Source organism: Acinetobacter gyllenbergii, from assembly GCF_001682515.1.
GTDB classification, from domain to species: domain Bacteria; phylum Pseudomonadota; class Gammaproteobacteria; order Pseudomonadales; family Moraxellaceae; genus Acinetobacter; species Acinetobacter gyllenbergii.
This window is the reverse complement of sequence record NZ_KV575265.1, coordinates 201708-224156: the sequence shown is the minus strand read 5'-3', so window position 1 is coordinate 224156 and position 22449 is coordinate 201708. Positions and strand designations below refer to the sequence as shown.

23 protein-coding genes and 4 tRNA genes are annotated in these 22449 nt (G+C 41.6%); 21 read left to right on the top strand and 6 right to left on the bottom strand.

Annotated features, from left to right (window positions below; all coding sequences use genetic code 11):
• Positions 1 to 4 precede the first annotated feature (4 nt).
• Positions 5 to 1996, top strand: a complete 1992-nt coding sequence (filF, locus tag NG55_RS14015; RefSeq protein ID WP_081409008.1) for a putative pilus system protein FilF — start codon at positions 5 to 7, stop codon at positions 1994 to 1996.
• A gap of 43 nt (positions 1997 to 2039) precedes the next feature.
• Here filF and NG55_RS14010 read toward each other — a convergent pair whose 3' ends face one another.
• Positions 2040 to 2588, bottom strand: a complete 549-nt coding sequence (locus tag NG55_RS14010) for an NUDIX hydrolase (protein WP_016541544.1) — start codon at positions 2586 to 2588, stop codon at positions 2040 to 2042.
• A gap of 121 nt (positions 2589 to 2709) precedes the next feature.
• On the opposite strand from NG55_RS14010, the gene NG55_RS14005 reads away from it, so the two are divergent.
• The 7 genes from NG55_RS14005 (at position 2710) to fghA (ending at position 8802) form a co-directional block, all read left to right on the top strand.
• Positions 2710 to 3324 carry a CoA pyrophosphatase gene (locus NG55_RS14005; protein ID WP_167539962.1) on the top strand — a complete coding sequence of 205 codons (615 nt, stop codon included), beginning with the start codon at positions 2710 to 2712 and terminating at the stop codon, positions 3322 to 3324.
• 24 nt (positions 3325 to 3348) lie between these two features.
• Positions 3349 to 3876, top strand: coding sequence for a gamma carbonic anhydrase family protein (locus NG55_RS14000; RefSeq protein ID WP_167539961.1), 528 nt, complete (start codon positions 3349 to 3351; stop codon positions 3874 to 3876).
• A gap of 131 nt (positions 3877 to 4007) precedes the next feature.
• Positions 4008 to 4706, top strand: a complete 699-nt coding sequence (gene tsaB / locus NG55_RS13995) for a tRNA (adenosine(37)-N6)-threonylcarbamoyltransferase complex dimerization subunit type 1 TsaB (RefSeq protein WP_023270758.1) — start codon at positions 4008 to 4010, stop codon at positions 4704 to 4706.
• Between the two features lie 8 nt (positions 4707 to 4714).
• Positions 4715 to 5536, top strand: coding sequence for an undecaprenyl-diphosphate phosphatase (locus tag NG55_RS13990; protein ID WP_004655558.1), 822 nt, complete (start codon positions 4715 to 4717; stop codon positions 5534 to 5536).
• Entirely contained in the window at positions 5536 to 6345 is an 810-nt protein-coding gene (locus tag NG55_RS13985; RefSeq protein WP_023270757.1) for a class I SAM-dependent methyltransferase, read from the top strand. The genes NG55_RS13990 and NG55_RS13985 overlap by 1 nt, the downstream gene beginning before the upstream one ends.
• Before the next feature lie 203 nt (positions 6346 to 6548).
• Positions 6549 to 7994, top strand: coding sequence for a C13 family peptidase (locus NG55_RS13980; protein ID WP_065343597.1), 1446 nt, complete (start codon positions 6549 to 6551; stop codon positions 7992 to 7994).
• A complete protein-coding gene (gene fghA, locus NG55_RS13975) occupies positions 7963 to 8802 on the top strand; it encodes an S-formylglutathione hydrolase (RefSeq protein WP_016541552.1) in 840 nt (279 codons plus the stop codon). Before NG55_RS13980 ends, fghA begins: the two co-directional genes overlap by 32 nt.
• A 90-nt stretch (positions 8803 to 8892) precedes the next feature.
• Here the strand turns inward: fghA and NG55_RS13970 are convergent, their stop codons facing one another.
• Positions 8893 to 9900, bottom strand: coding sequence for an OmpA family protein (locus NG55_RS13970; protein WP_065343596.1), 1008 nt, complete (start codon positions 9898 to 9900; stop codon positions 8893 to 8895).
• A 127-nt stretch (positions 9901 to 10027) separates the two neighbouring features.
• Positions 10028 to 10303 carry a DUF2218 domain-containing protein gene (locus NG55_RS13965; protein WP_065343595.1) on the bottom strand — a complete coding sequence of 92 codons (276 nt, stop codon included), beginning with the start codon at positions 10301 to 10303 and terminating at the stop codon, positions 10028 to 10030.
• Positions 10304 to 10484: 181 nt separating this feature from the next.
• Here NG55_RS13965 and rpe point away from each other — a divergent pair, with 181 nt between their 5' ends.
• From rpe to NG55_RS13900, 13 genes are all read left to right on the top strand, one after another.
• On the top strand, positions 10485 to 11171 hold the full coding sequence (gene rpe / locus NG55_RS13960; RefSeq protein WP_016541555.1) for a ribulose-phosphate 3-epimerase: 687 nt from the start codon (positions 10485 to 10487) through the stop codon (positions 11169 to 11171).
• 368 nt (positions 11172 to 11539) lie between these two features.
• On the top strand, positions 11540 to 11965 hold the full coding sequence (locus tag NG55_RS13955) for a hypothetical protein (RefSeq protein ID WP_065343594.1): 426 nt from the start codon (positions 11540 to 11542) through the stop codon (positions 11963 to 11965).
• Positions 11966 to 12034: 69 nt separating this feature from the next.
• A complete protein-coding gene (locus NG55_RS13950) occupies positions 12035 to 13951 on the top strand; it encodes a copper resistance system multicopper oxidase (RefSeq protein WP_065343593.1) in 1917 nt (638 codons plus the stop codon).
• Positions 13938 to 14840, top strand: a complete 903-nt coding sequence (locus tag NG55_RS13945; protein WP_065343592.1) for a copper resistance protein B — start codon at positions 13938 to 13940, stop codon at positions 14838 to 14840. The genes NG55_RS13950 and NG55_RS13945 overlap by 14 nt, the downstream gene beginning before the upstream one ends.
• Positions 14841 to 14922: 82 nt before the next feature.
• The gene (locus NG55_RS13940) at positions 14923 to 15423 is read left to right on the top strand and encodes a hypothetical protein (protein ID WP_016541559.1); all 501 of its coding nucleotides are present in this window, start codon (positions 14923 to 14925) and stop codon (positions 15421 to 15423) included.
• Between the two features lie 269 nt (positions 15424 to 15692).
• A complete protein-coding gene (locus tag NG55_RS13935) occupies positions 15693 to 16010 on the top strand; it encodes a DMT family transporter (RefSeq protein WP_004655532.1) in 318 nt (105 codons plus the stop codon).
• 17 nt (positions 16011 to 16027) lie between these two features.
• Entirely contained in the window at positions 16028 to 16516 is a 489-nt protein-coding gene (locus NG55_RS13930; protein WP_065343591.1) for a methylated-DNA--[protein]-cysteine S-methyltransferase, read from the top strand.
• Positions 16517 to 16863: 347 nt separating this feature from the next.
• Positions 16864 to 18084 carry a bifunctional glutamate N-acetyltransferase/amino-acid acetyltransferase ArgJ gene (gene argJ / locus NG55_RS13925; protein ID WP_065343590.1) on the top strand — a complete coding sequence of 407 codons (1221 nt, stop codon included), beginning with the start codon at positions 16864 to 16866 and terminating at the stop codon, positions 18082 to 18084.
• Positions 18085 to 18227: 143 nt separating this feature from the next.
• Positions 18228 to 19292 carry a quinolinate synthase NadA gene (gene nadA, locus NG55_RS13920; protein ID WP_004655525.1) on the top strand — a complete coding sequence of 355 codons (1065 nt, stop codon included), beginning with the start codon at positions 18228 to 18230 and terminating at the stop codon, positions 19290 to 19292.
• Between the two features lie 143 nt (positions 19293 to 19435).
• Positions 19436 to 19512 (top strand) — tRNA-Pro (locus NG55_RS13915).
• 68 nt (positions 19513 to 19580) lie between these two features.
• Positions 19581 to 19657 (top strand) — tRNA-Arg (locus NG55_RS13910).
• Positions 19658 to 19693: 36 nt separating this feature from the next.
• Positions 19694 to 19769 (top strand) — tRNA-His (locus tag NG55_RS13905).
• A 4-nt stretch (positions 19770 to 19773) separates the two neighbouring features.
• A tRNA-Pro gene (locus tag NG55_RS13900) sits at positions 19774 to 19850 on the top strand.
• Positions 19851 to 20594: 744 nt separating this feature from the next.
• Here the strand turns inward: NG55_RS13900 and NG55_RS13885 are convergent.
• The 3 genes from NG55_RS13885 to NG55_RS13870 form a co-directional block, all read right to left on the bottom strand.
• Positions 20595 to 20894: a hypothetical protein gene (locus tag NG55_RS13885; protein ID WP_065343587.1), complete on the bottom strand. Its 300-nt coding sequence runs from the start codon at positions 20892 to 20894 to the stop codon at positions 20595 to 20597.
• Between the two features lie 326 nt (positions 20895 to 21220).
• Positions 21221 to 21865, bottom strand: coding sequence for a T6SS effector amidase Tae4 family protein (locus NG55_RS13875; RefSeq protein WP_065343585.1), 645 nt, complete (start codon positions 21863 to 21865; stop codon positions 21221 to 21223).
• Positions 21855 to 22385 (bottom strand): PAAR domain-containing protein, encoded by a 531-nt coding sequence (locus tag NG55_RS13870; RefSeq protein WP_065343584.1) that lies wholly within the window; start codon positions 22383 to 22385, stop codon positions 21855 to 21857. Before NG55_RS13870 ends, NG55_RS13875 begins: the two co-directional genes overlap by 11 nt.
• Positions 22386 to 22449: the final 64 nt, after the last annotated feature.

The following is a 22449-nucleotide window of genomic DNA, read 5'->3' as shown; positions in this document are numbered from 1 at the left end:
ACCAATGATGAATAAAAAAATATTATTGCCATTTGCTCTTTCAACATTGGCTGTTTTTTTACATGGATGTGGTGGCGAAAGTAGTAAAATTAATGAAGACCCAAACAAGGGTGTAAGTGGAGTGACGACGAGTACAAGCTGTAATCCAACAGCAAGTAATTGTGTTGAGTTCATTTTAGACTACCCGATTGCGGGACTAAATTTTGATTGTAGTAGCGATACTGTAAATCACTTTGCAACAAAGGAGGACGGCGGTGCTGCTTCTGGCGCATGTAAGGTGAGTGATACAGTAAGTTTTTATTTTCAAGGTAAAGAATCTCGTAAAATCAGTCTTGGTGCTGTGAAGCTAGATGATATTATTAAGGTAAAAGATACAGAAACTCGATTGGCCCCGCCTGTAATCCGTGTGATTGATATGGCTAGAGCTTTAACAGGCCAAGCTTTGCCTCAATCTATTGAGCCAAGTAATGATACTATTCGTGTGGCATTGGCAATAATAAAAATATTCAATGGCATTAGTTTAGAGCAAGATGATAATGTCAAGGGTGATATTCAGCCTATTGAGCTTACAGCAGAAAAGAAAGATTTATTGTCTGTATTAAATCAGGATATTGGCGTTACTGAATTAAAAGATGGATCTTATGTCAACATATTAAAACCTTGGGTGGATGTAAGCTCGATTTCGGATAATGATGCGTTGCTTATGCTCAATCAATTGCTTAATCTGAGCAACGCTGGGGTATGGCAAATTGAACGTCCAGTATTTAAAACCAGTAGTAATTTGACGACTGCTCTTCCAGATGGATTTTTTGGTTGTAATCAAGAAGACTATGCAAAGTGTATGGATCCTAAGCTAGGAACGGGCCTCATTCATTCTATGGGCAGCGCTTTCTTACTGACAGATCGGCAGGGCTATGCGATCGGGGCTGGAAGTCAATGGAAAGGTCCGGCCACGATTTTAAAAGATGCGAATGGGACAGATTTCGTCTCGGCACCCTATATGTCGTTATCGACCAAAGTTAAACCAAGCAGGTTACAAGTAAATGCACAAAACGCATGGTTTAATACGATTACACTGGAAGTTAATTCCAATTCGCCTCTACAAATGAGTGTATCTGACAATGTTGCCGATAATTTGAAAATAACAGGGGGGAAACTGTTTAATGGTTATGCCATTCCTGGTATTGAATCTATTTACAGAAAATTACTCAATTTAAAGGCGACAGATCCTGTAAATATCAATAATTTAGGACGTTGGACACAGACGATTGATGCAAGAAACTATTCGGGACGAGTTGAGTTCTATAAAGTGAATCCAATTCTCTCTCTTTCGAAGAATATTTTTAAAGTAGAAAGTAATGTGAAGGTGGGGGAGAAATACTATTTCCCACTCTATGCAACATTAACCTTTGGATTTTCAGAGCCCAACCTGACTCCAATCGATTTAGGGATTGTGATTGATGAACATGGGGATATTCGAACCGATATTAAAGCAGGTTCAACTGATACCGATATGAGTGGTGTGTGTGGTACGGTCCAATCATTAAATGATGATGGAACGATTTTAGACAGTAACAACCAAGTACAGTATCGTATTGGAACAGCCACAGCAACTTCATTTACTGCTACTGATAAGTCCTTTCCAGTACGGATGATGTTTGCAAATTCTAAATTTGGTTTTATTAATGGCGCTTCTCTAGGGTTGAATTTGTCGAACGTATCGGCTGCAAAAATTAATGTAAATAATTTAATTTCGGGACAATCTTCAAATATTAATCTCACGAGTTTTTCTGGCGAAGCGGCTAATTGGGATAATGGTTATGCTCGCGATATGTTCACTTACGTAAAACTCTATGATGCTTTAGCGAGTAAAAATAACTATGTACCGCCTAGTATTGAGGACCGTGAGTTTGCAAAACGCTATTTTGGTAAAGTGACGTTACGTATCGCAGATCAAAATCTTCCTGCATGTAAAGCAATTAAGATTAAGTCTTAATAACAGAATAAAAAAAAGACCGCTGAGGCGGTCTTTTTTTTATTTAACCGGTATGATCAAGCCGTGTTCCCAGTGTTTCTAGGTGGGGAGGGAACTGTCCGGTTTTACGGTCAGCAAAATAATGTCGGAGGGTTTGTTCTACACTCGGAAAAGCCAGTTCAGTCCAAGGAATTTCATGTTCTTCAAATAGGCGACATTCAAGACTTTCCTCACCAGCACCGAATAAACCTTGTTTTAAATGCGCTTTAAATAGCACATAGATTTGGCCAATACGTGGGATATTGTACATACAATACAGTTGTTCGATTTCTACTTCGGCCTCGGCTTCTTCACGGGTTTCACGTGCAGCGCCTTGCTCCATGGTCTCAAATAATTCCATATAACCAGCAGGTAAGGTCCATAGACCGTAGCGAGGCTCAATTGCGCGGCGACATAACAGAACTTTATCATCCCAAAGGGCCAATGCACCACAAATCACTTTAGGGTTTTCGTAGTGAATGTTGCCACAATGAGTGCAGACAAGTCGTGTTTTATGATCACCTAGTGGAATTTTTGCTTCAGTTTGATGTCCACATGCAACGCAAAAGCTCATAATTATCATCGGCCGTAGAGATAGCTCAGCATAACTGAATTTTGATGACTTCGCATCATGATCTATGATTGCAGTTAAAATTTCGGCTATGATGCTGGATAAGGAAAAACAGAAAAAAGAGATGAGTCATATGGAAGAACCATCGTTAACACAGCTTTTACAACAACGGTTGCGTTTTTCCAAACGAATCCAGCAGGCAGATGCCGCTGTTTTGATTGCAATTACCCAAGAGCCGCAACCCAAAGTTTTACTGACCCGCCGTTCAATGCAACTGTCTCAACATGCGGGGGAAGTATCTTTCCCTGGTGGCAAACGGGATCCAAGTGATACCAGCAATATTGTGGTTGCTTTACGTGAGGCACAGGAAGAAACAGCCTTAAATCCTTTTGATGTGAAGCTGCTGGGAGATTTACCGATTCAGCGTGCACGAAGTGGTCTCTCGGTTAAACCGATTGTGGGATTAATCCCTGCTCAAGTTGAATTAATTGCTCAGCCGACAGAAATTGATCGAATCTTTTTTGTCCCTTTACAGGAGCTGATTGATGCACCGCCGTTACCTTATGAGGTGCGTTTAGCTCGACAGTCGCTTTATTTTCCTAGTATGCAGGTTGAGAGCGAAATAGTTTGGGGACTGACGGCTCGGATGCTGATTTCCTTGTTTCAGTACGGATTGGGTTATCAAAAAAATTGGCCGTTTTTGGTGAACCCACCTCACTTTGGTATTGCAAAGTTCTAATTTTTAAAAGAGTTTTTTATCATGATGTATACCTATCAGGGATTGAGTCCAAAAGCTTTACATGAACCTTGGGATGGTTGGGTTGCACCCACGGCGACCGTAATTGGTCAGGCTGAATTAGGGCGACAGGTCAGCATTTGGTTTGGTGCCGTGGTTCGTGCCGATAATTGTGTGATTCGGATTGGCAACTTTTCCAATATTCAGGAAAATGCCGTGTTACATACTGACGCCGGCATTGAATTAAACGTGGGTGAATATGTCACGATTGGGCATAAGGTGATGCTGCACGGTTGTACGATTGGTGATAATTCCTTAATTGGTATGAATGCTGTGATTTTGAATCATGCGGTGATTGGCAAGAATTGTATTATTGGAGCCAATGCACTGATTCCAGAAGGGAAAGTGATTCCAGACAATTCAGTGGTGATGGGATCACCAGGTAAAGTGGTGAAAACCTTAGATGAGCAGGGGGCTGCCCGATTGCGTTTAAGCGCATTGCATTATGCAGAACATTATAAAAATTTCTTAGATTTAGAGCCGTTCCAGTTCTAATCATTCCAGTCAAAGAAGCCAAGTTGATACTTGGCTTTTTTATGGTGATAAAAACACAATAACTCGCCTATCGTGTTTGAGTGGAGTATGATACTCGACGTTTTTTATCTCTTTTTCTCTAAGGTTTTTGCATGAAGTTGCTTGCATTGGAAACTGCAAATGAGCAGTGTTCTGTTTCATTAATTGATGATACTCAAGAACTCTATTTTCAATTGGATGAGCGAACCAAGGCACAAACTCAAACTATTTTACCTTTAACTGAACAAGCCCTGTTGCAAACCAATACGCAATTGGCTGACTTAAGCGCGATTGCTTTTAGTCGTGGCCCAGGTTCATTCAGTGGTGTGCGGATCAATGCGGCGGTAGCACAGGCCTTAGCATGGTCACAAGATTTACCTGTTATTCCTGTTTCAAGTTTACAGGCTTTGGCACAGGCGGCTTATCGTCTTAATGGTCTAAAACAAGTGACGGCTGTTCTTGATGCACGTATGCAAGAAGTCTACATTGCCAATTTTAGTCTGGATGAGCAGGGCATCATGCAGGCCATTGATGATGAGAAATTGTTAAGTTATGAACAGGCCACAGCATATTGTCAATTTACAGCGATTGGTTCGGGTTCAGAATTAATTAAGCCAACTGCGATAGACTCGGAAGCGGCTTCCAGTCAGCACACGTCAAATGTCAACATCAAGGCAACGGCGCAGGATATTGCGAGCATTGCTCGAGTCTATGCGGCGCAGCAAAAATGGGTGGATGCTGAACACGCATTGCCTGTGTATTTACGTGATGATGCTTGGAAAAAAATTCCCGAACAAGGCAAAGCGAACTAAGGTTAATTATGGATCTTTTATTGCTATTCAAAGCAGCGATCATGGGGTTGGTAGAAGGGATTACTGAATTTCTACCAATTTCAAGTACAGGACATTTGATTTTAACTGGTCAACTGTTGGATTTCTGGACGGTTGAAAAACGAGATATGTTTGCGGTGGCTGTACAGATTGGTGCAATTGCAGCCGTGATCTATGAATATTGGGGTAAGTTGTGGGGCGCACTGATTGGCGCACTCACAGGACAAGAGCAAGGTCGTCGCCTAAGCCTGAATCTGATTATTGCCTCGATTCCAATTGTGATTATTGGTTTGACCTTCGGTGATGTGGTCAAAGCCTATTTGTTTAATGCCATTACTGTTGCGATTGCCTTGATTGTCGGTGGTTTTATTATTTTATGGGCGGAACGTCGTCCACATCAGATCGTGACTCAAGAAGTTGATGATTTGAGTTTTAAGCAAGCGACTTTAATTGGTTTGATTCAGTGTTTGGCTTTGATTCCAGGAACGTCTCGTTCAGGCTCGACCATTATTGGCTCATTATTCTTAGGCGTATCACGTAAAGCTGCGGCAGAGTTTTCCTTCTTTTTAGGGATTCCAGTGCTGATGGGTGCAGGCTTACTGGATATGTACAAGATGCGTCATGAGTTGCATAGCAATGATATGGCCGTGTTAGGCGTAGGAATCATTGTTGCCTTTGTTTCTGCTTTGGTGGTGATTCGCGCTTTGATTCGTTATGTATCCAAGCATGACTTCACTGCATTTGCTTATTATCGCATTATCTTTGGTTTGTTTATTCTTGCAACATGGTGGACAGGTTGGGTGCATTGGTAATGCAAATCGGGTGTTGGTATCAAACGGAATATGAACAGTCGTTTCAACAACTGCACACGCATTTGGCTGAACTGAATGTGCAGCTCAACGGGCAGGCGGTTGAAAAGGTGAATGCACGTTTTTTACGTTTGAATCCTGACATGGCATTGGTTTTGGATGAGGATGGACTTAGTCTTGCTGCCAATGGCATGAAAATGCAGCCGGATTGGCGTGCAGAAATTCCTCGCCTAAAAAGAGCCAGCCTGAAATCTGAAATGATTGCCAGAGCCTGTCAGTTAGGTGAAAAGCCAACCTTAATTGATGCCACTGCGGGTTTAGGTCATGACAGTTTACTCATGGCCTACCTCGGTGCGAATGTTCGTTTGATTGAACGTCATCCGATTCTGTTTGTGTTATTGGAATACAGCAAAGCCAAAGCCGAACAAGATCCATTTTTGCAAAGCTTTATGCAACGGATCGAGCTGATTTATGCAGATTCCAATACCTATTTACAGCAATTGGGGCAGCAAGGTGAACAGGTGGATGTGGTGTATTTAGATCCAATGTTCCCGCAGCGTGATCAGAATCAGCAAGCCGTAAAAAAACAGGCGCAAGTCAAAAAACAAATGCAATTGTTGCATATGTTGTTGCCTGAGGATGGCGAGATGGATTTAGGCGATCAACTGCTGGATCTGGCGCAAAAAATTGCCAAACGTGTCATTGTGAAGCGTCCACGCCATGCAGTTTATCTGGCAGATCAAACGCCTGATCATCAATGGCTTGGTGATGCTTGCCGTTTTGATGCATATTTTCCAAAAGGTCAAATTTGAATCAGAATTGAATGATTGTTTGGCTTGCGTCAATGCTCGGTAAAGATTTGTGATATAGTGCAAAAGCATGATTGCTAAAAAATTCTTGTCGAGCTTACACTACAGTCACGCATCGCGTCTTTTAGGAAAAGTACTGCGCATTCAATCATTAGAATGGCATATTTTCAGTTTAGGCTTGAAAAGAGAAACTCCCGAAGAATTTTATGATCGACCTCAAACCCTCTATTAATATCTGGCATGATTTTAAAAGTAACCAAATTGCTGGAATGTGGTTGTTCCTCGGGTCACGTCGTTCCTTGCAGGTCGTTCATCCCTCGATTACCCAGCTGATTATTTGGGGTATTTTAGGGGGCTGTACCAACTCTTTATATAGCTGGTTGGTGGCTGGACAAGTCGGAGAGTTTAATGCTCAAGGTCTGATTGGTTATGCACTTTGGCCGTTTATTGCGCTCATTGTTGGTATTTTCCTGTCACAACGCATGAACCAGCCGCGTCTGATGTTGGTGCCTGCCTTGTTATGGCTCGTATTGGATACCAATATTCTATTGTTGCAATGCGCCATTCAGTATTTGGGCTCAAACGGCTATCTTAACTTTATCCCTGACAGTATTTATAACGGATTCTTACCACCTTTATTTGTTGGCCTCTTTGTTTGGCAAAGTTTGGCAGTGATCTGGGTTTTTTCACGTGCCTTGAATTGGCCGTGGTGGGAACGTGCCTTGGTGTTTGTGGCAACCATTGCCACCATGGTGGTTTGGCAACTTTCAGTGAAAGATCAGCCGATTTGGAAAGTCGAGGCAACACCACCAAGTTTTGCAGAAGATGCTTTTTATGCGCAAAGTCATTTGTTAGATAAAGCGCTGGATCAGATTCAATATGGAGATATCGCCAAAAGCCATTGGTATTTTATGGGGGTGGCAGGTGATAGCTATGTGGATGTATTTAAATCTGAAATTGAGCGCATAAGAGAACAATTTGACACCCGTTTTGGCACTTTTGGGCGCTCGATTATGCTGATTAATAATCCAGCAACACGCTTGGACGTCCCAATTGCCTCTAAAACCAGTATGGAATTGGCTTTACGCCGTATTGGTCAGCAAATGAATCGTGATAGCGATGTGCTGTTTCTTTATATGACTTCACACGGCGAACGCAATCATTTTGAAATTGAAAATGCGCCTTTGGATTTGGATCAGGTTGATCCAAAATGGTTAAGAGAAACACTGGATAAATCGGGCATTCGCTGGCGTGTCATTGTGATTTCTGCTTGTTATTCAGGTAGCTTTATTCCGGCACTACAGTCACCTGATACTTTAATTATTACCGCATCTGCTGCAGATAAAACCTCGTTCGGTTGCAACAATGAAGCGGATTATACTTATTTTGGTCGAGCATTCTTTGATTTGGCGATGCGCGAACAATACTCAATGAAAACTGCATATGAGCAAGCCAAGCAAACTGTGACCAAATGGGAAATAGCACAGGGTGTAGAACCTTCTGAGCCACAGTGGGCGATTGGCCGCAATATGGAACTCATGCTGCCGCAGCTTGAGCCTTATTTATTTCCAACGCAAAATATCGCTTCAACAGATATAGCCAAAACACAGGATGATGAACATGCAGCTACTGCAAAAAAACCGTTGTTTTGAGGGTGAGCAACGTATTTATCAGCTGGAGTCGCAACATTTAAAGGGAAGTAGCAAGGTGGGCGTTTATTTACCTCCTGCAGCTTTAGCGGGTAAGCCTTGTTCCGCTTTGTTTTATCTTGCGGGACTGACTTGTACCGAAGAAACCTTTGCCATCAAAGCACATGCACAACGAATGGCTGCTCGATTAAGTCTGATTTTGATTACGCCCGATACGTCTCCGCGTGGAGATAATGTGGCTCAAGGCGATCACTGGGATATCGGTCAGGGTGCTGGTTTTTATCTCAATGCCACACAACAGCCTTGGGCAGCACATTATCAAATGGAGTCTTATCTAGTTGATGAGTTGTATGCGCATGTCTTGCAAGAATTCCCCGTGATTGAAAACCAAATTGGTATTTTCGGACACTCGATGGGTGGGCATGGTGCTTTAACTTTGGCTTTTAAATACCCAGAGCAATTCAAGTCGGTTTCGGCTTTTGCACCGATTTGTGCGCCGAGCATTTGTCCTTGGGGCGAAAAGGCATTCACCCAATATTTAGGTGCAGACCAACAGCAATGGCTCGCGCATGATGCGACAGCTTTGGTACAGCAAAAGGGCAGTGTGTTTGATGAAATTTTAATTGACCAAGGTTTGGATGATCAGTTCTATGCGCAATTGAACCCTGAAAAGTTCAAGCAAGCTTGTCTGAATGCAGGGCAGCACCTGACGTTACGCCAGCACAAAGGCTATGATCACGGCTATTACTTCATTCAAAGCTTTATCGATGATCATTTACAGTTTCATGCGATTCAATTAGAAAAAAATTAACAACCAAAAGGTTGTTTTTAGGGGGCTGTTGTTTGAGCCTATAACATAAGGCATAGCTGAAATGCCAACAGCCCCTAATTTGTTAGACGATTATAATTTTACTAATTCGACTCTTCTGTTTTTTGCTTTACCTTCCTCAGTATCGTTCTCGGAAACGGGTTTGCTATCACCAAAGCCTTGCGCCTTTAAACGGGATGAGTCAATTCCTGCATCGGTCAATGCTTTGACGACGGCTTGTGCTCTTGCCTGAGAGAGTTTTAAGTTATGTGCGGATTCACCTGAGTTATCGGTATAGCCATTAATTTCAAGCTTGAGAGCACCATCATTTTTTAATAAATTCAGTATTTGGTTAATTTGTTCATCTGAATTTGCTAGCAGTGTTGCTTTATCTGTTTCAAAGTTAATCTGTATATCCACTTTATTATTTTGATCTAAAGCTGCTTTTAACTGGTTTGCCGATAGGGCTTGTGCGGTGATTGCTATAGGTCGGGTTTCTAAGACCAATAACCCAGCTGAAAGTCCGCTTTGAGTGATTTGAAACCAGATATCTCGATGATTTTGATGAATCACATAGCTTTGAGTTGGATTGTTATAAATATCACCTAATCCATCGACATAAGCGACGCCATATTTTTCTGAAAGTTGGCTAGCGAGCGCTGTCGGGATTTTACTGTCTGTAATTTTTTTCCCGCCTAAGCTGCTAATCACAGCATCTAAATTACGCTGTAACTCCAAGAAAGAGGCCGCTTTGTTATTCTCTTCCGCATCGATTCGTCCATTAAAAAGCTGACCTTCAACTTTCTCTAATCGATCTCCGACCCAAAACTCCATTTGAGCAAAGTTTTCAGTGGATTGATGAGCAAAATGATAGCCTTTAGGCAGTTGAATAAATGGAAAATCTCCAAGTTCAACATTCGAAATCGGAATTTGATTGATACTGAAGCTAGCTGTTTTTGACGGGGTTTCTGCTGATTGATGTTCTGTTGTTGGCGCACTTGTTTCGGCTGCCTCATGCTTTTCTTGTTTTTTGCTACAACCAACGGTTGCTAGACTGATGATTGCAGTCATTAAAATGACGGATGAAAGTTTCTTATTCATATGCTTTCCCTATTTAAGGCATACATGATATCCAAAACAAAATACTATTTTTAATTCATCTGATTTAAGCTGACAGATTGAATTGAAAGACTGATCTGCCAGCTGATTGAACACTTTCTTCAGTTTTTTAACTATGTTGCCATTCCGCTACAAATTCCTGTTGTGCCATACGATTTAAATGATCAATGACGACTTGTTCCAGACGAGCCACATCTTCTTGTTGATTTTCAATCAGTACAGTCAAATATTGTTCCTGTGGTGTGAGTGTCACAGTGGCAGTTGGCATGAAAATTTTTGAATGGGTTTCGGTTTCTAAGACTTCAAATTTATGTTTCCAATGATTCAGTAAACGCTTACTGATTCGTTTCCCTTCAGTGGTTGTGATTTGAGTCGTACTGTTCATGTTTAAGACATCCTCTTATTTCACTTGATACCATAGCAAAGCTGAGAAAAGATAAAAATAGTGCAGATGCAACGTGGTGTTGCAAGTTTGCAATGCCCTAATAATGACTTTGTAACAGACTTAAGTCCGCTAAATTTGCTATAATCAATGCATCATTTTCTTAGAGTTTGCCAGGTCATCCATGTCCAAGCCTTATTTGATTGCGCCTTCGATTTTATCTGCTGATTTTGCCCGTTTAGGTGAAGATGTAGAAAAAGTTCTAGCGGCAGGCGCAGACGTTGTACATTTTGATGTGATGGATAACCACTACGTACCCAACCTGACTTTTGGAGCAGGTATCTGTAAGGCATTAAAAAGTTATGGTATCAAAGCACCGATTGATGTGCATCTAATGGTTTCACCTGTTGATCGTATGATCGGTGATTTCTTAGAAGCTGGTGCAGACATTATTACCTTTCATCCAGAAGCAACCGATCATATTGACCGTTCGTTACAGTTGATTAAAGCTGGTGGTGCCAAAGCAGGCTTGGTGTTCAATCCTGCAACGCCGTTGCACTATCTCGATTATGTATTGGATAAAGTCGATCAAATTTTATTGATGAGCGTCAACCCTGGTTTTGGTGGACAAAAATTCATTCCGATGACGTTGGAAAAGTTACGCCAAGCGCGTCAAATTATTGATGCCAGTGGCCGTGATATCCGTTTAGAAGTGGATGGCGGAGTAGGGCCAGCCAATATTCGTGAAATCGCAGAAGCAGGTGCGGATATGTTTGTCGCAGGCTCAGCGATTTTTGGTCAACCAGATTATAAAACGGTGATTGATCAAATGCGTGCAGAGTTGGCACAGGTTGGTGCAAAAGAAGTTTAGTATTTTCATTCTATTCTTCATATAAACTTGTGGATAACTTTGTTTATAACTCGGTGGATAACCGTGTTGATAACCAGGTGGATAAGATGTTGTTAAAATAAACAAAATGATTTCAGTTGCTTATATTGACAACAAAATGATAAAAAAAGGACAGTTTTCTGTCCTTTTTTTGTGCATTAACTTATTCATTTTGCTTTATTTTTGCTCATGGCTCTTGAGGTGCCGTTTAGCTTGATAAAACAGCATTTTGGCGCGATGTATGGATGGAATTATCGAAATTCAAACATAAAGATGGTTGTGTATAACTACAAAAGAAATTATCCTACCCCTATCGAATTATTTTTTGATGATTGGAATAAGGAACATAAGTGCAACTTCTTAAGCGATACAAACGCCTGTGGTTTGTATTCCTGATGATATTTTTCATCGGGGGAAGTGGCGTGGCTGTTGCTGCTGTTCAAGCGATTCAATCTGAGCAAAATACTTCAACTTCTATTCCCACTACGGCATGCCATGATCAGCAAATGATGGATCAACATCATCATATGCCAAGTTCAAAAAGTGCCCCATTGAGTTTAGCACAGTGCCATGATGGGAAAATGCACAGTGATCAACATTGTCTGGACTGCAATAGTACCTCACATTGTCAAAGTATTAATCTAGGCTTAGATCAACATAGCCCAAGTTTAACATCATCGCCATTTTTAGAGTTGAGTACCCGTACCAATACGGCTTATCAAGCTCGACACCTTGCTGGTTATTGGCAAGAGATTTTACGCCCTCCTAAAGCCTAATCTGTCTTTATAGGCTCTTTCTGTCTATGAAAAGAGCAATTTGAAAAGTTAACAGATTAGGAAATTATCATGTCTTCAAAACTATATGCTGGTGTTGTTGCTAGCTTAAGTCTATTGTTTGCCCCTTATACGCTGGCTGCAATTAAAGAATATCATCTGAACATTAATGAAGGGACGGTGAATGTCACCGGCAAACCCGTCAAACGCATTACTGTAAACGGTAAATTTATCGCCCCGCTATTAGAGTTTGAAGAGGGTGATGAAGCCGTGATTCATGTGCATAACCAACTCAAAAATCAAGATACCTCTTTGCATTGGCATGGATTGTTATTGCCTGGGTTGATGGATGGCGTGCCTGGTTTTAATGGTTTCCAAGGGATTAAGCCAAATGGCAGTTTTGAATATCGTTTTAAAGTACGTCAAAACGGCACTTATTGGTATCACGCACATAGCAAGGGACAGGAACAAGACGGTTTGTATGGCGCGTTGGTGATTTATCCAAAAGGCAAGCAACCTGTTGCTGCACATGAGAAAGCTGAACGTGATTATGTAGTGATGTTGTCGGATTTCCATGAAACGGAAAGTGACAAGATCATGGCAAATTTGAAAAAGTCTGCTGAATACTATCAAAACCATCGTGAAACACTGGGTGATGTTTGGAAACAAGTTAAAACGCAGGGTATAAAAGCCACGTGGCAAGATCGTTCCGCATGGAATCAGATGCGTATGGCCAAAACCGACATGGGTGATGTAGACGGCTATACCTTCTTGGTCAATGGTCAGACCCCACAACAAAACTGGACTGGTGCTTTTAAAGCAGGTGAAAAGGTACGTTTACGTTTTATTAACGCATCGGCAATGTCTTTCTTTGATGTGCGTATTCCCAACTTAAAAATGACTGTGGTCAGTGCCGATGGTCAGCCAGTCAAGCCTGTTCCTGTGGATGAGTTCCGTATTGGTACAGCTGAAACCTATGACGTGTTGGTTGAACCAAAACAGGCCCATTATCAAATCGAAGCGGAATCGATTGATCGTACTGGCTTTGCTATTGCTTCATTGCACAATGACATGACACCCAATACCCAAGCAGTTCAAATTCCTAAAGCGCGACCACGTGCCTTGTTGACCATGGAAGATATGGGCATGGATCATGGTTCACATGGTCAGATGGATATGGGCAAGATGGATCATAGCCAGCACCAGATGCCACAAGACCAAGCGAAAACTGCAACAACCTCACAGCCAGCCATGGATCATAGTGCACATGGCCAAATGAATATGGCGAATATGGATCATAGTCAGCATCAGATGCCACAGGACAAGGCGAAAACTGCAACAGCCGCGCAACCTGCTATGGATCACAGTGCACATGCTCAAATGAATATGACCAATATGGATCATAGCCAGCATCAATCAGCTGCAACTGCTGAAGCATCAAACGCGGATACTGTACAAGGTTGGGCCAATGCGGCAACGCCTGCGGGGCATAAAGCGTTAAGTTATGCAGATTTACAATCATTAAATCCACAGCCTGAGAACTATAGTCGTCCAGCAGAACGTGAAGTGGTGATTCGTTTGGGCGGTACCATGGAGCGTTATATCTGGACCATTGATGGTAAGAAGTTTAGTGATCCTGACTTTAAGCCTTTAACCGTGCGTTATGGTGAACGTATCCGTCTCAAATTTGTCAATGAAAGTATGATGGCGCATCCGATGCATTTGCATGGCATGTTTATGCAGCTGGAAAATGGTCAAGCACCACAGGATATGCCAAATAAACATACCTTGGTTGTGCCACCAGGCAAGACGGTTACGGCTTTACTGACTGCGGATGAAATTGGAGAGTGGGCGATCCATTGCCACCTGTTGTATCACATGAGTGCGGGCATGATGAGTAAGTTGATTGTCGCTAATGTAGACGGAAGTACAGCTGCACCAGCAACCCCTGTTCAATCTTCTCAAGGAGCAAGCCATGCACATCACTAAGCGATCTTCTAAGATGAAACGTTATACGCAATTATTGGCGATGGGTGGATTGGTCTCTTCTTTAAGTACATTCACTTTTGCACATGAAGGACATGATCATTCAATGCAAATGGATATGTCAGCACAGCAGAATATGCCCATGAGCGCTTCTGCTGCGATGGATCATTCGCAACATCAAAACTCAACTATTCCTCCACAGACGCAAAATAAAGATGAACATGCGGGCCATTATAAGGAGCATGGTGGGCAGATCTATCAGGCGACACAGTTAGATACGCAATGGATGTTGGATGAAGATGGGCAGGGCACACTCAAATCCAAGTTAAAAACTTGGGTGGGAACCGATGAAAATAAATTATTCATTATTGCCGATTATGCCAAGGCCGAGTCAGAAAAATCGGAGCAAAGTCTGGCTGCGCTATATAGTCGGAATATTGCAGACTTCTGGGATGTACAAGCTGGGGTGAATTACCGCTATAACCCTGATCGTGAGATGGATAAGGAACAATTTGAGGGTGTCGTCGGCTTGCACGGTATGGCTCAGTATTTCTTTGAAACCGATGCACATCTGTATGTCGGACAAGACCAACAATGGCGCTTTGTGTTGGAAACAGAACGTGATCTATTGCTGACGCAAAAGTTGATTCTGCAACCATATCTAGAAATGGAGTGGGTACTGCGGGATGAATCCAAGTATGCGGCTAAAACTGGTCTTGCCGATGCGGAAGTGGGGATCAAAACCCGCTATGAAATCGTCAAAAACCGTGTCATGCCTTTTATTGATGTCGGCTATGGTTATAGCAAAGGGCGTAAAGAAACCAATTGGCAAACCGCCAGTGATTCTAAAACGGGTTGGGTTTATGGCGCAGGTCTTTCGCTAAAGTTCTGATATTTTGTTTAAAATGTCATTTTTTCGAGATACTGTTGGTTTATACTAACAGTATCTTTTTTGAGTCATTCATGGTGCATAAATGGCTTTAGAACAACAACACAATCCAATAATAGATAAAGCAAACTCGTCGACCAATTTACGAGAAAAAGCTGCACGTGTGTCGGCCTCTCAGCTTGAATTGATTCCTACCGATGGCAGTATGAATGTCAGTTTTTACTATATTCCCCATATGAGCAGTGCCGTAGAAGTGCTGCGCGTTAGAAAAGCATTACTCTCTTTTTCAGATCAATTGATTGAACACGGTATTGATTTAGAAGCGCGTCATTTAGCCCTCTATCATCAAGATGCCATTCCTGAGGTAACAGCAGCATTACAGCGTTTAAATCTCGGTGCAGAATTACAGCAGACCCTGCCACATTATGAACCATTGGAACTGTCCACGGCTCAACACGAATCAACTCAGAATAAATCTATGCCACCGAGTGAAAGTGTCTTGAGTCTGATGCAACAGTTTTTCTCTGCTGTTTTTGAGAAAGTGAGGTTATGGATAAAAGCGGTGAGAAATAAACAGGATCAATAAGATGCCAATATAACTGGCGTTGCAAGAGCTCACTATCTCGACAGAATACAGGCATTGGCGCATGTGAGTTGATGCGTGTCGATCAAATTATCTAGCAGTAACTCATCTCAATAGAAGGTTCATATTTTCAATATCTTAGTCATTTTAGATACATAACAAATCACATAATTTTCATGTTTTACAGTACACTGCTGCACCTAGGAGGACGACCTCCCTCGAAAGAATCACGTTGGGACGACCTGACAATCGATAAAGTTGAGCGTAATAAAATGGCATGGGCAATTTTAATTTTGGCAGGTATTTTTGAAGTTATTTGGGCATATTCCATGAAGATGTCTGAAGGATTTACCAAGTTAACGCCAAGTATCGTGACCATTGTTTTCATGATTTTAAGTGTGGTATTACTTTCCATGTCTATGCGGACTCTTCCACTTGGAACGGCCTATACGATTTGGACGGGAATTGGAGCAATTGGATCATTTGTTGTTGGTATTTTGATCTTGAATGAACCAATGACGGCTATGCGTATGATCGCAGCGGTATTAATCGTTTCAGGTCTTGTGTTGATGAAATTGTCATCAAATTAATGTTTTAGGAGAGTGTGATGCAACTGGTGTATATGTACATGGATTCTCCTGTGGGTGCATTAAAACTGGTTGCACATGATCAGGCACTGGTCGCCGTGATGTGGGACAATGAAGATCATAAACGGGTACGGCTTTCTGAACTGATAGAAGATCGTCAGCATCCAATGCTGCATCGCGTCAAACAACAATTAGAACAATATTTTGCAGGACAACGTCAGCAATTTGATTTGCCTTTGGACTTTCAAGGCACCGCATTTCAGCAACAGGTTTGGCAGGCTTTATTGACCATTCCTTATGGCGAAACACGGAGTTATAAAGAGATCGCCGTTCAGTTGGGCAATGAAAAAGCCGTGCGTGCAGTTGGGGCAGCCAATGGTAAGAATCCGATTTCGATTATTGCGCCGTGTCATCGGGTGATTGGGTCGAGTGGTGCATTAGTTGGTTTTGCAGGTGGTTTGGATAAGAAGCAGATTTTACTGAGTTTGGAACAAAGTAAATCTACTTAGTTCATGGATAAAAACTCGATTTTTCTGATTATTTAGCATAAGCTTTTAAGGCAAGGTTTGGTATATAAACCTTAGTAGATTTTTGATACGCGGAAACGTCACCCGCAACCTGCCCGATTTAAAGAAGATGCAAATATTGTATTGATGATTGAAATTAGATAGATGCAAGAAATGAACAGGTTTTGCGGGTGACAAATGGTTTTGCCTACTTTTCCCGAAAGAAAAGTAGGTCGAGCCGAAGGCTTACCCAGAAATGGGATGAAAGTTCAATAAGACTCCGATGAAATAAATCTCTTAATTAAATATCAAACTAATATCTTTAAAGCTCAATTAATGGAAGTTTAAAAATGGCTGTTGGTGACGTAACAATGCCACTTATGCATGTGGTGCAGGGTGTAAAAATTGGCTCAACTGAGGCGTATGTACGTTATCCAAATCGACGAGATCTAGTCATTTTTGAATTTGCTGAAGGCTCGAACGTGGCGGGAGTATTTACTCAAAGCGCTTTTGCGGCTGCACCTGTTCAATTGAGTAAAAAGCATTTGGCCGAGAACACACCACGTTATCTGATTATCAATACAGGCAATGCCAATGCTGCAACAGGCACAGTCGGTTATCAAAATGCAGAAGCCACTTGTGCCAAGTTAGCTGAATTAACTGGTGTTCAAGCCAATCAGATTTTACCCTTTTCAACTGGTGTGATTGGAGAGCAACTCCCCATTGAACGCTTAGTGCAAGGCATTCAACCTGCATTAAATGATTTAAATGCGGATCGTTGGGCAGATGCTGCATCAGGCATCATGACCACAGATACCACACCAAAAGGTGCATCTGAACAGTTTGAGCTGGATGGTGTGAGCTATACCATGACAGGAATCAGCAAAGGTGCAGGCATGATTCGTCCGAATATGGCGACTATGTTGAGCTTCGTTGCAACCGATGCGCCGATTCGTGTTGAATTGGTACAGCGTTTATTGCAAACCACGGTTGAGCATTCTTTTAACCGCATTACCATTGACGGTGATACCTCGACCAATGACTCTTGTATCTTTGTGGCAACGGGTCTGGCTGGTGGTGCTGAAATCCAGAACCAAGATGATGCACGTTATCAACAAGTGCTCGATGTGCTGGCACGTATCATGAATCGTTTGGCGCAATTAATTGTGCGTGATGGTGAGGGTGCAACCAAGTTCATTACCGTTCAGGTGGAAGGTGGAGCCAATACCCAAGAATGTTGTGATGTTGCTTATAGTGTTGCTGAGTCGCCACTTATTAAAACAGCTTTATTTGCCTCAGATCCAAACTGGGGTCGTATTGTGATGGCGATAGGTAAGGCGGGTGTACCAAACCTAGATAGCAGTAAAGTTCAAGTCTGGCTGGGTGATGTCCAGATTTGCCTAGATGGTGGGGCAAACCCAGACTATACCGAAGAAGCGGGCGCAGCCGTCATGGCTGAGAAAGAAATTAGCATTCGTATTGACCTCGGTCGTGGTACAGCAAAAGACACGGTTTATACCTGTGACTTTTCTTACGACTATGTCAAAATTAATGCCGATTATCGCTCATAAATTTGCGTTATAATAAAGCCTCCACAGTGGGGCTTTTTTTATAAGCTAGTTTGTGGATGAGGTGATTTTTCCCAAATGATCACGCCATTACCCACGTTAAAAGTTTGCAGTGATGCAAGCACGCAGGATAGAGAAGACGTTTTATGAATGATGCGAATTTAATTGCGAACGAAGCCAAAAATATTGTGCAAGCGCATTTAGATCGTTTGGGCGAGCCAAAGGACAATAGTCTTAGCCCAGAAGTGAAACAAGAAAAGTTTGCCCAAATTGCAGCCGAGTTGAAAAAACGCAATGCAGTGCTTGTGGCTCACTATTACTGTGATCCTGAAGTGCAAGAGCTTGCCGAACTGACTGGTGGCTGTGTTTCTGATTCATTAGAAATGGCGCGTTTTGGTCGTGATCATCCTGCGACGACTTTGGTGGTTGCTGGGGTGAAGTTTATGGGTGAAACCTCTAAAATCTTATCACCTGAAAAAACCGTGTTGATGCCAACTTTAGAAGCAACCTGTTCACTTGATTTGGGTTGCCCTGTGGATGAGTTCACAGCATTCTGCGATCAGCATCCTGATCATACTGTGGTGGTGTATGCCAATACCTCAGCGGCTGTGAAAGCGCGTGCCGATTGGGTGGTGACATCAAGTTGTGCGGTTGAGATTATTGAGCATTTAGATAGTTTGGGTGAAAAAATTATTTGGGCACCAGATCAGCATTTAGGGCGCTATATTCAAAAGAAAACCGGCGCTGAAATGTTGTTGTGGGATGGTGCATGTATCGTGCATGAAGAATTCCGTGCGCGTGGTATTGCGCAGATGAAAGCGCTCTATCCAGATGCTGCGGTACTGGTCCATCCTGAGTCACCTGAATCAGTGGTGGATATTGCAGATGCGGTGGGGAGTACTTCACAACTGATTAAAGCAGCACAGACCTTGCCGCATAAACAAATGATCGTGGCAACAGATCGCGGTATTTTCTACAAAATGCAGCAAGCAGCGCCAGATAAAGAATTATTTGAAGCACCAACTGCAGGTGAGGGGGCAACTTGTCGTTCATGTGCACATTGCCCGTGGATGGCAATGAATGAACTTGATGGCATTTTGCATGTATTACAACATGCTGATCAAGAAATACACGTTGATCCAGCCCTAGCTGAACGTGCGAAATTACCCTTAGATCGAATGTTGAACTTTAGTGCTTCTTTGAAACGCTAAAATGTCTGAAAATGCTTGTTAAATATACATTTGATAAGGATTTATTAGTTTTTTAGAAAATAGGTGTTGACGTTCTAAGGCGTCGCGCCTAGAATGCACACCGTACCGCACGATGTGCGATACAATAAAAGCTGAAAAGAAATCGGAGCATAGCACAGCCTGGTAGTGCACCTGGTTTGGGACCAGGGGGTCGTAGGTTCGAATCCTACTGCTCCGACCATTTAAAATATGTTGAAAAACATAGTTTTAAATATCGGCGAAGTATCGTGATAGTATTATCATCGTTATGCGCCTGTAGCTCAGTTGGATAGAGCATCCGCCTTCTAAGCGGATGGTCACAGGTTCGAATCCTGTCAGGCGCGCCATTTGGCAGCTTGGTATATAGAATCAAAGTTTTGATGGTGGATGTAGCTCAGTTGGTAGAGCCCTGGATTGTGATTCCAGTTGTCGCGGGTTCGAATCCCGTCATTCACCCCAATTTCGGAGCATAGCACAGCCTGGTAGTGCACCTGGTTTGGGACCAGGGGGTCGTAGGTTCGAATCCTACTGCTCCGACCATCATCTTAAAAGATGAGATAAAATACCGCTAAGTTAGCGGTTTTTTTACGTCTGGATTTTTTGAATTTAATAGCTTAAGTTGAGACCGTAGCCATAAGTCGAGGCGTACCACATTAAAAATATATGTGTAAGAAAAAATAAACTGAAATAAAAAACTAAAAGTAATGTCTTTATTTTTTGAATCGCGTAGTAATAACTTAATGTTATTGTTATGAGTATTACTCCCCAAAACCAATATTTGAGTATTGAAATAAACTCGGTACTGCATCCTTCTTTGCAGGGGATTTTTCCTGTAACAAAAACAAATGGGTCATATGAAAACTGCATAATTGCTAAAATAAATATTACCCCTACAATTGGGTATAGAATTTTTTTTATCATTTGACCTCAAAATTAGTAGCTTAGATTTAGTCCATAGCCATAACCTGTGCTGTACCAAACAATGACTAAATAAATCATTAAATAGAAGGCAAGAAAGGAATAAATATTTTTACGATTAACAGTTTTTTTTGCTAATAAGTAACCAAGTATTGGTGCGATGATTAAACTTATAAGACCAAACGAAAATACAAATTTCCTAAATGCTGGGGCACACCCTTCAGCACATATAGATGAATTAGGAATCATAAATTCATAGATTAGAGGTAGCCCAAAAAAAATAATTACTACAAGGATGATACTTAAAATTGGATATATTATTTTCTTCATTATTTACTCTATTTGGAATAGTGTCTCATTTTAGAATTACGAAAAAAAGGGATAACCTGCATATACAGCTGAGTACCAATGAAATAAGTACATTACAATAAAATAGATTGGGAAAAACCACAGAAATGAAATGCGTTTGGTGGTCCAATATTTCCAACCGATTAACAGCCCTAAAAAAGGAGTAAGCATGATTATGTCAAAATGTACATAACTGAATGTGCCAGATGCATGTTCAACAGCATAATAACGCCCTGTCATTTTGTGCATTGAAGTTTGAGCTAACGCAGACAAAATGAAAGCGATAATCACACTTAAAATTGCTGATAAATATTTCATTATTTGATCTAAAAATTAATAACTTAGGTTTTTCCCATATCCATAATCTAGGCCGTACCAAGTTATTGCGATCCAGATTATCGAAAGAAAAATTATGATAGTAAGTAGGATTTTATTGGGTAATTTATTGGAACTTTTTAAGTATCCTAGAATACCACCAATCACAATGGAAAATAGAAGGGACCACCTACTGAAACTGATATATGCTAAGCTACAACCCTCTGCACAAGTTTTTCTACCAATAATAGCTAAATACAAATTGGATATTGTATAAATCAATAATATTGTCAGTACAATGCCCAAAATTACATATAAAATTTTACGCATTATTTAACCTCGAAAAATAATATCCTTTTTGCGTTAGCATAATCAGTGTATATATACCCACCAAGCATATTCATTCTATTTATACCAAAAAAGAATCTAGGTACTGTTGTCCAATTGCTTGTTAACCTAAAATTATTCCATAGATCTATATGTCCTCCAGAGGCAATATCTCTAAGTTCTTCTAGTCCATCTCTTTGCCAAAAGTCTCCAAAGTAAACAATTCCTGTTCGACCTTTAATTTTTTTCTGCCAATCTTTGCCAGTGATATCCTCCGCTGGGCCGATACCACAAACTGGACGTGTTTGTAACCACTGGGCAAATTCATTTGCTCTTGTTGAGGTGGGTAATCCTTTTAAAAGTAGGCGACCAATAGTTGCTTCATTTTTTTCTGGTTTTATTAGTTTTTCTGAAAAAGAAGTCATTTTTATACCAGTGCGATGAAATGTAACACTCATTCGAATTGCACATTGATTTTCAAACTCATCAGGTATTTTTCCATTTACAGTATAAGGTGGAGTTTTGTCACCATAGTAATTATCCCATAGTTCTTTAAAGGTAATCGGGACGATTCCCGCCATACTACAAGCCGCAACAGAGCCACGTTTGGGATTTGTTTTAACCGTCCCCGATTGATTAACTGGCATCACCACCACGCTTGGTGAGTGCTTCTTCACCTAAATAGAGCTTATAAGAAGTATGTCCCTCAGTTTCAATCCGTGGCAGTTTTCCATCAGCCCCAATTGTACCTTGATAGATTTTAGCCTCAGCTGTTTCGATCAAGTAGGGCATCCCTTCGGCAAAACTAAACTCAGCTGCAACTTGCTCATCAAAAACTTGAGGGCTACTGGTATTGAGAAAGTTGCTAACAGCGGATGAACTATTCGCGCCTGTACCAATTCCGTTATCTCTCACCACAAGGCTTTGATTCGGGAAAAAGGTTGCACCGCAAGTGGCTTTGTCACCCGCCACAATAATAGTTCTGGTGCCTGCCTTTAAAAAGCCTCTGCCTGAAGCTTGGGCTGTGGCCATCACTTGGCATTTAGGGCAATAGTGCCTCATGCCTTCGACGTGTACAGGAATCCCTTCGACGAGAAAGATGTTATCTGCCTCTTGTACTATGCCACCGTGGTCTGTATGACAACCTTTGGTGATGAGTGCCTTCATTATTTTATCCTGTAAATAATATTCAGTTATTTGAAAAATTTGTTTTAATAAAACTAATAAGTGG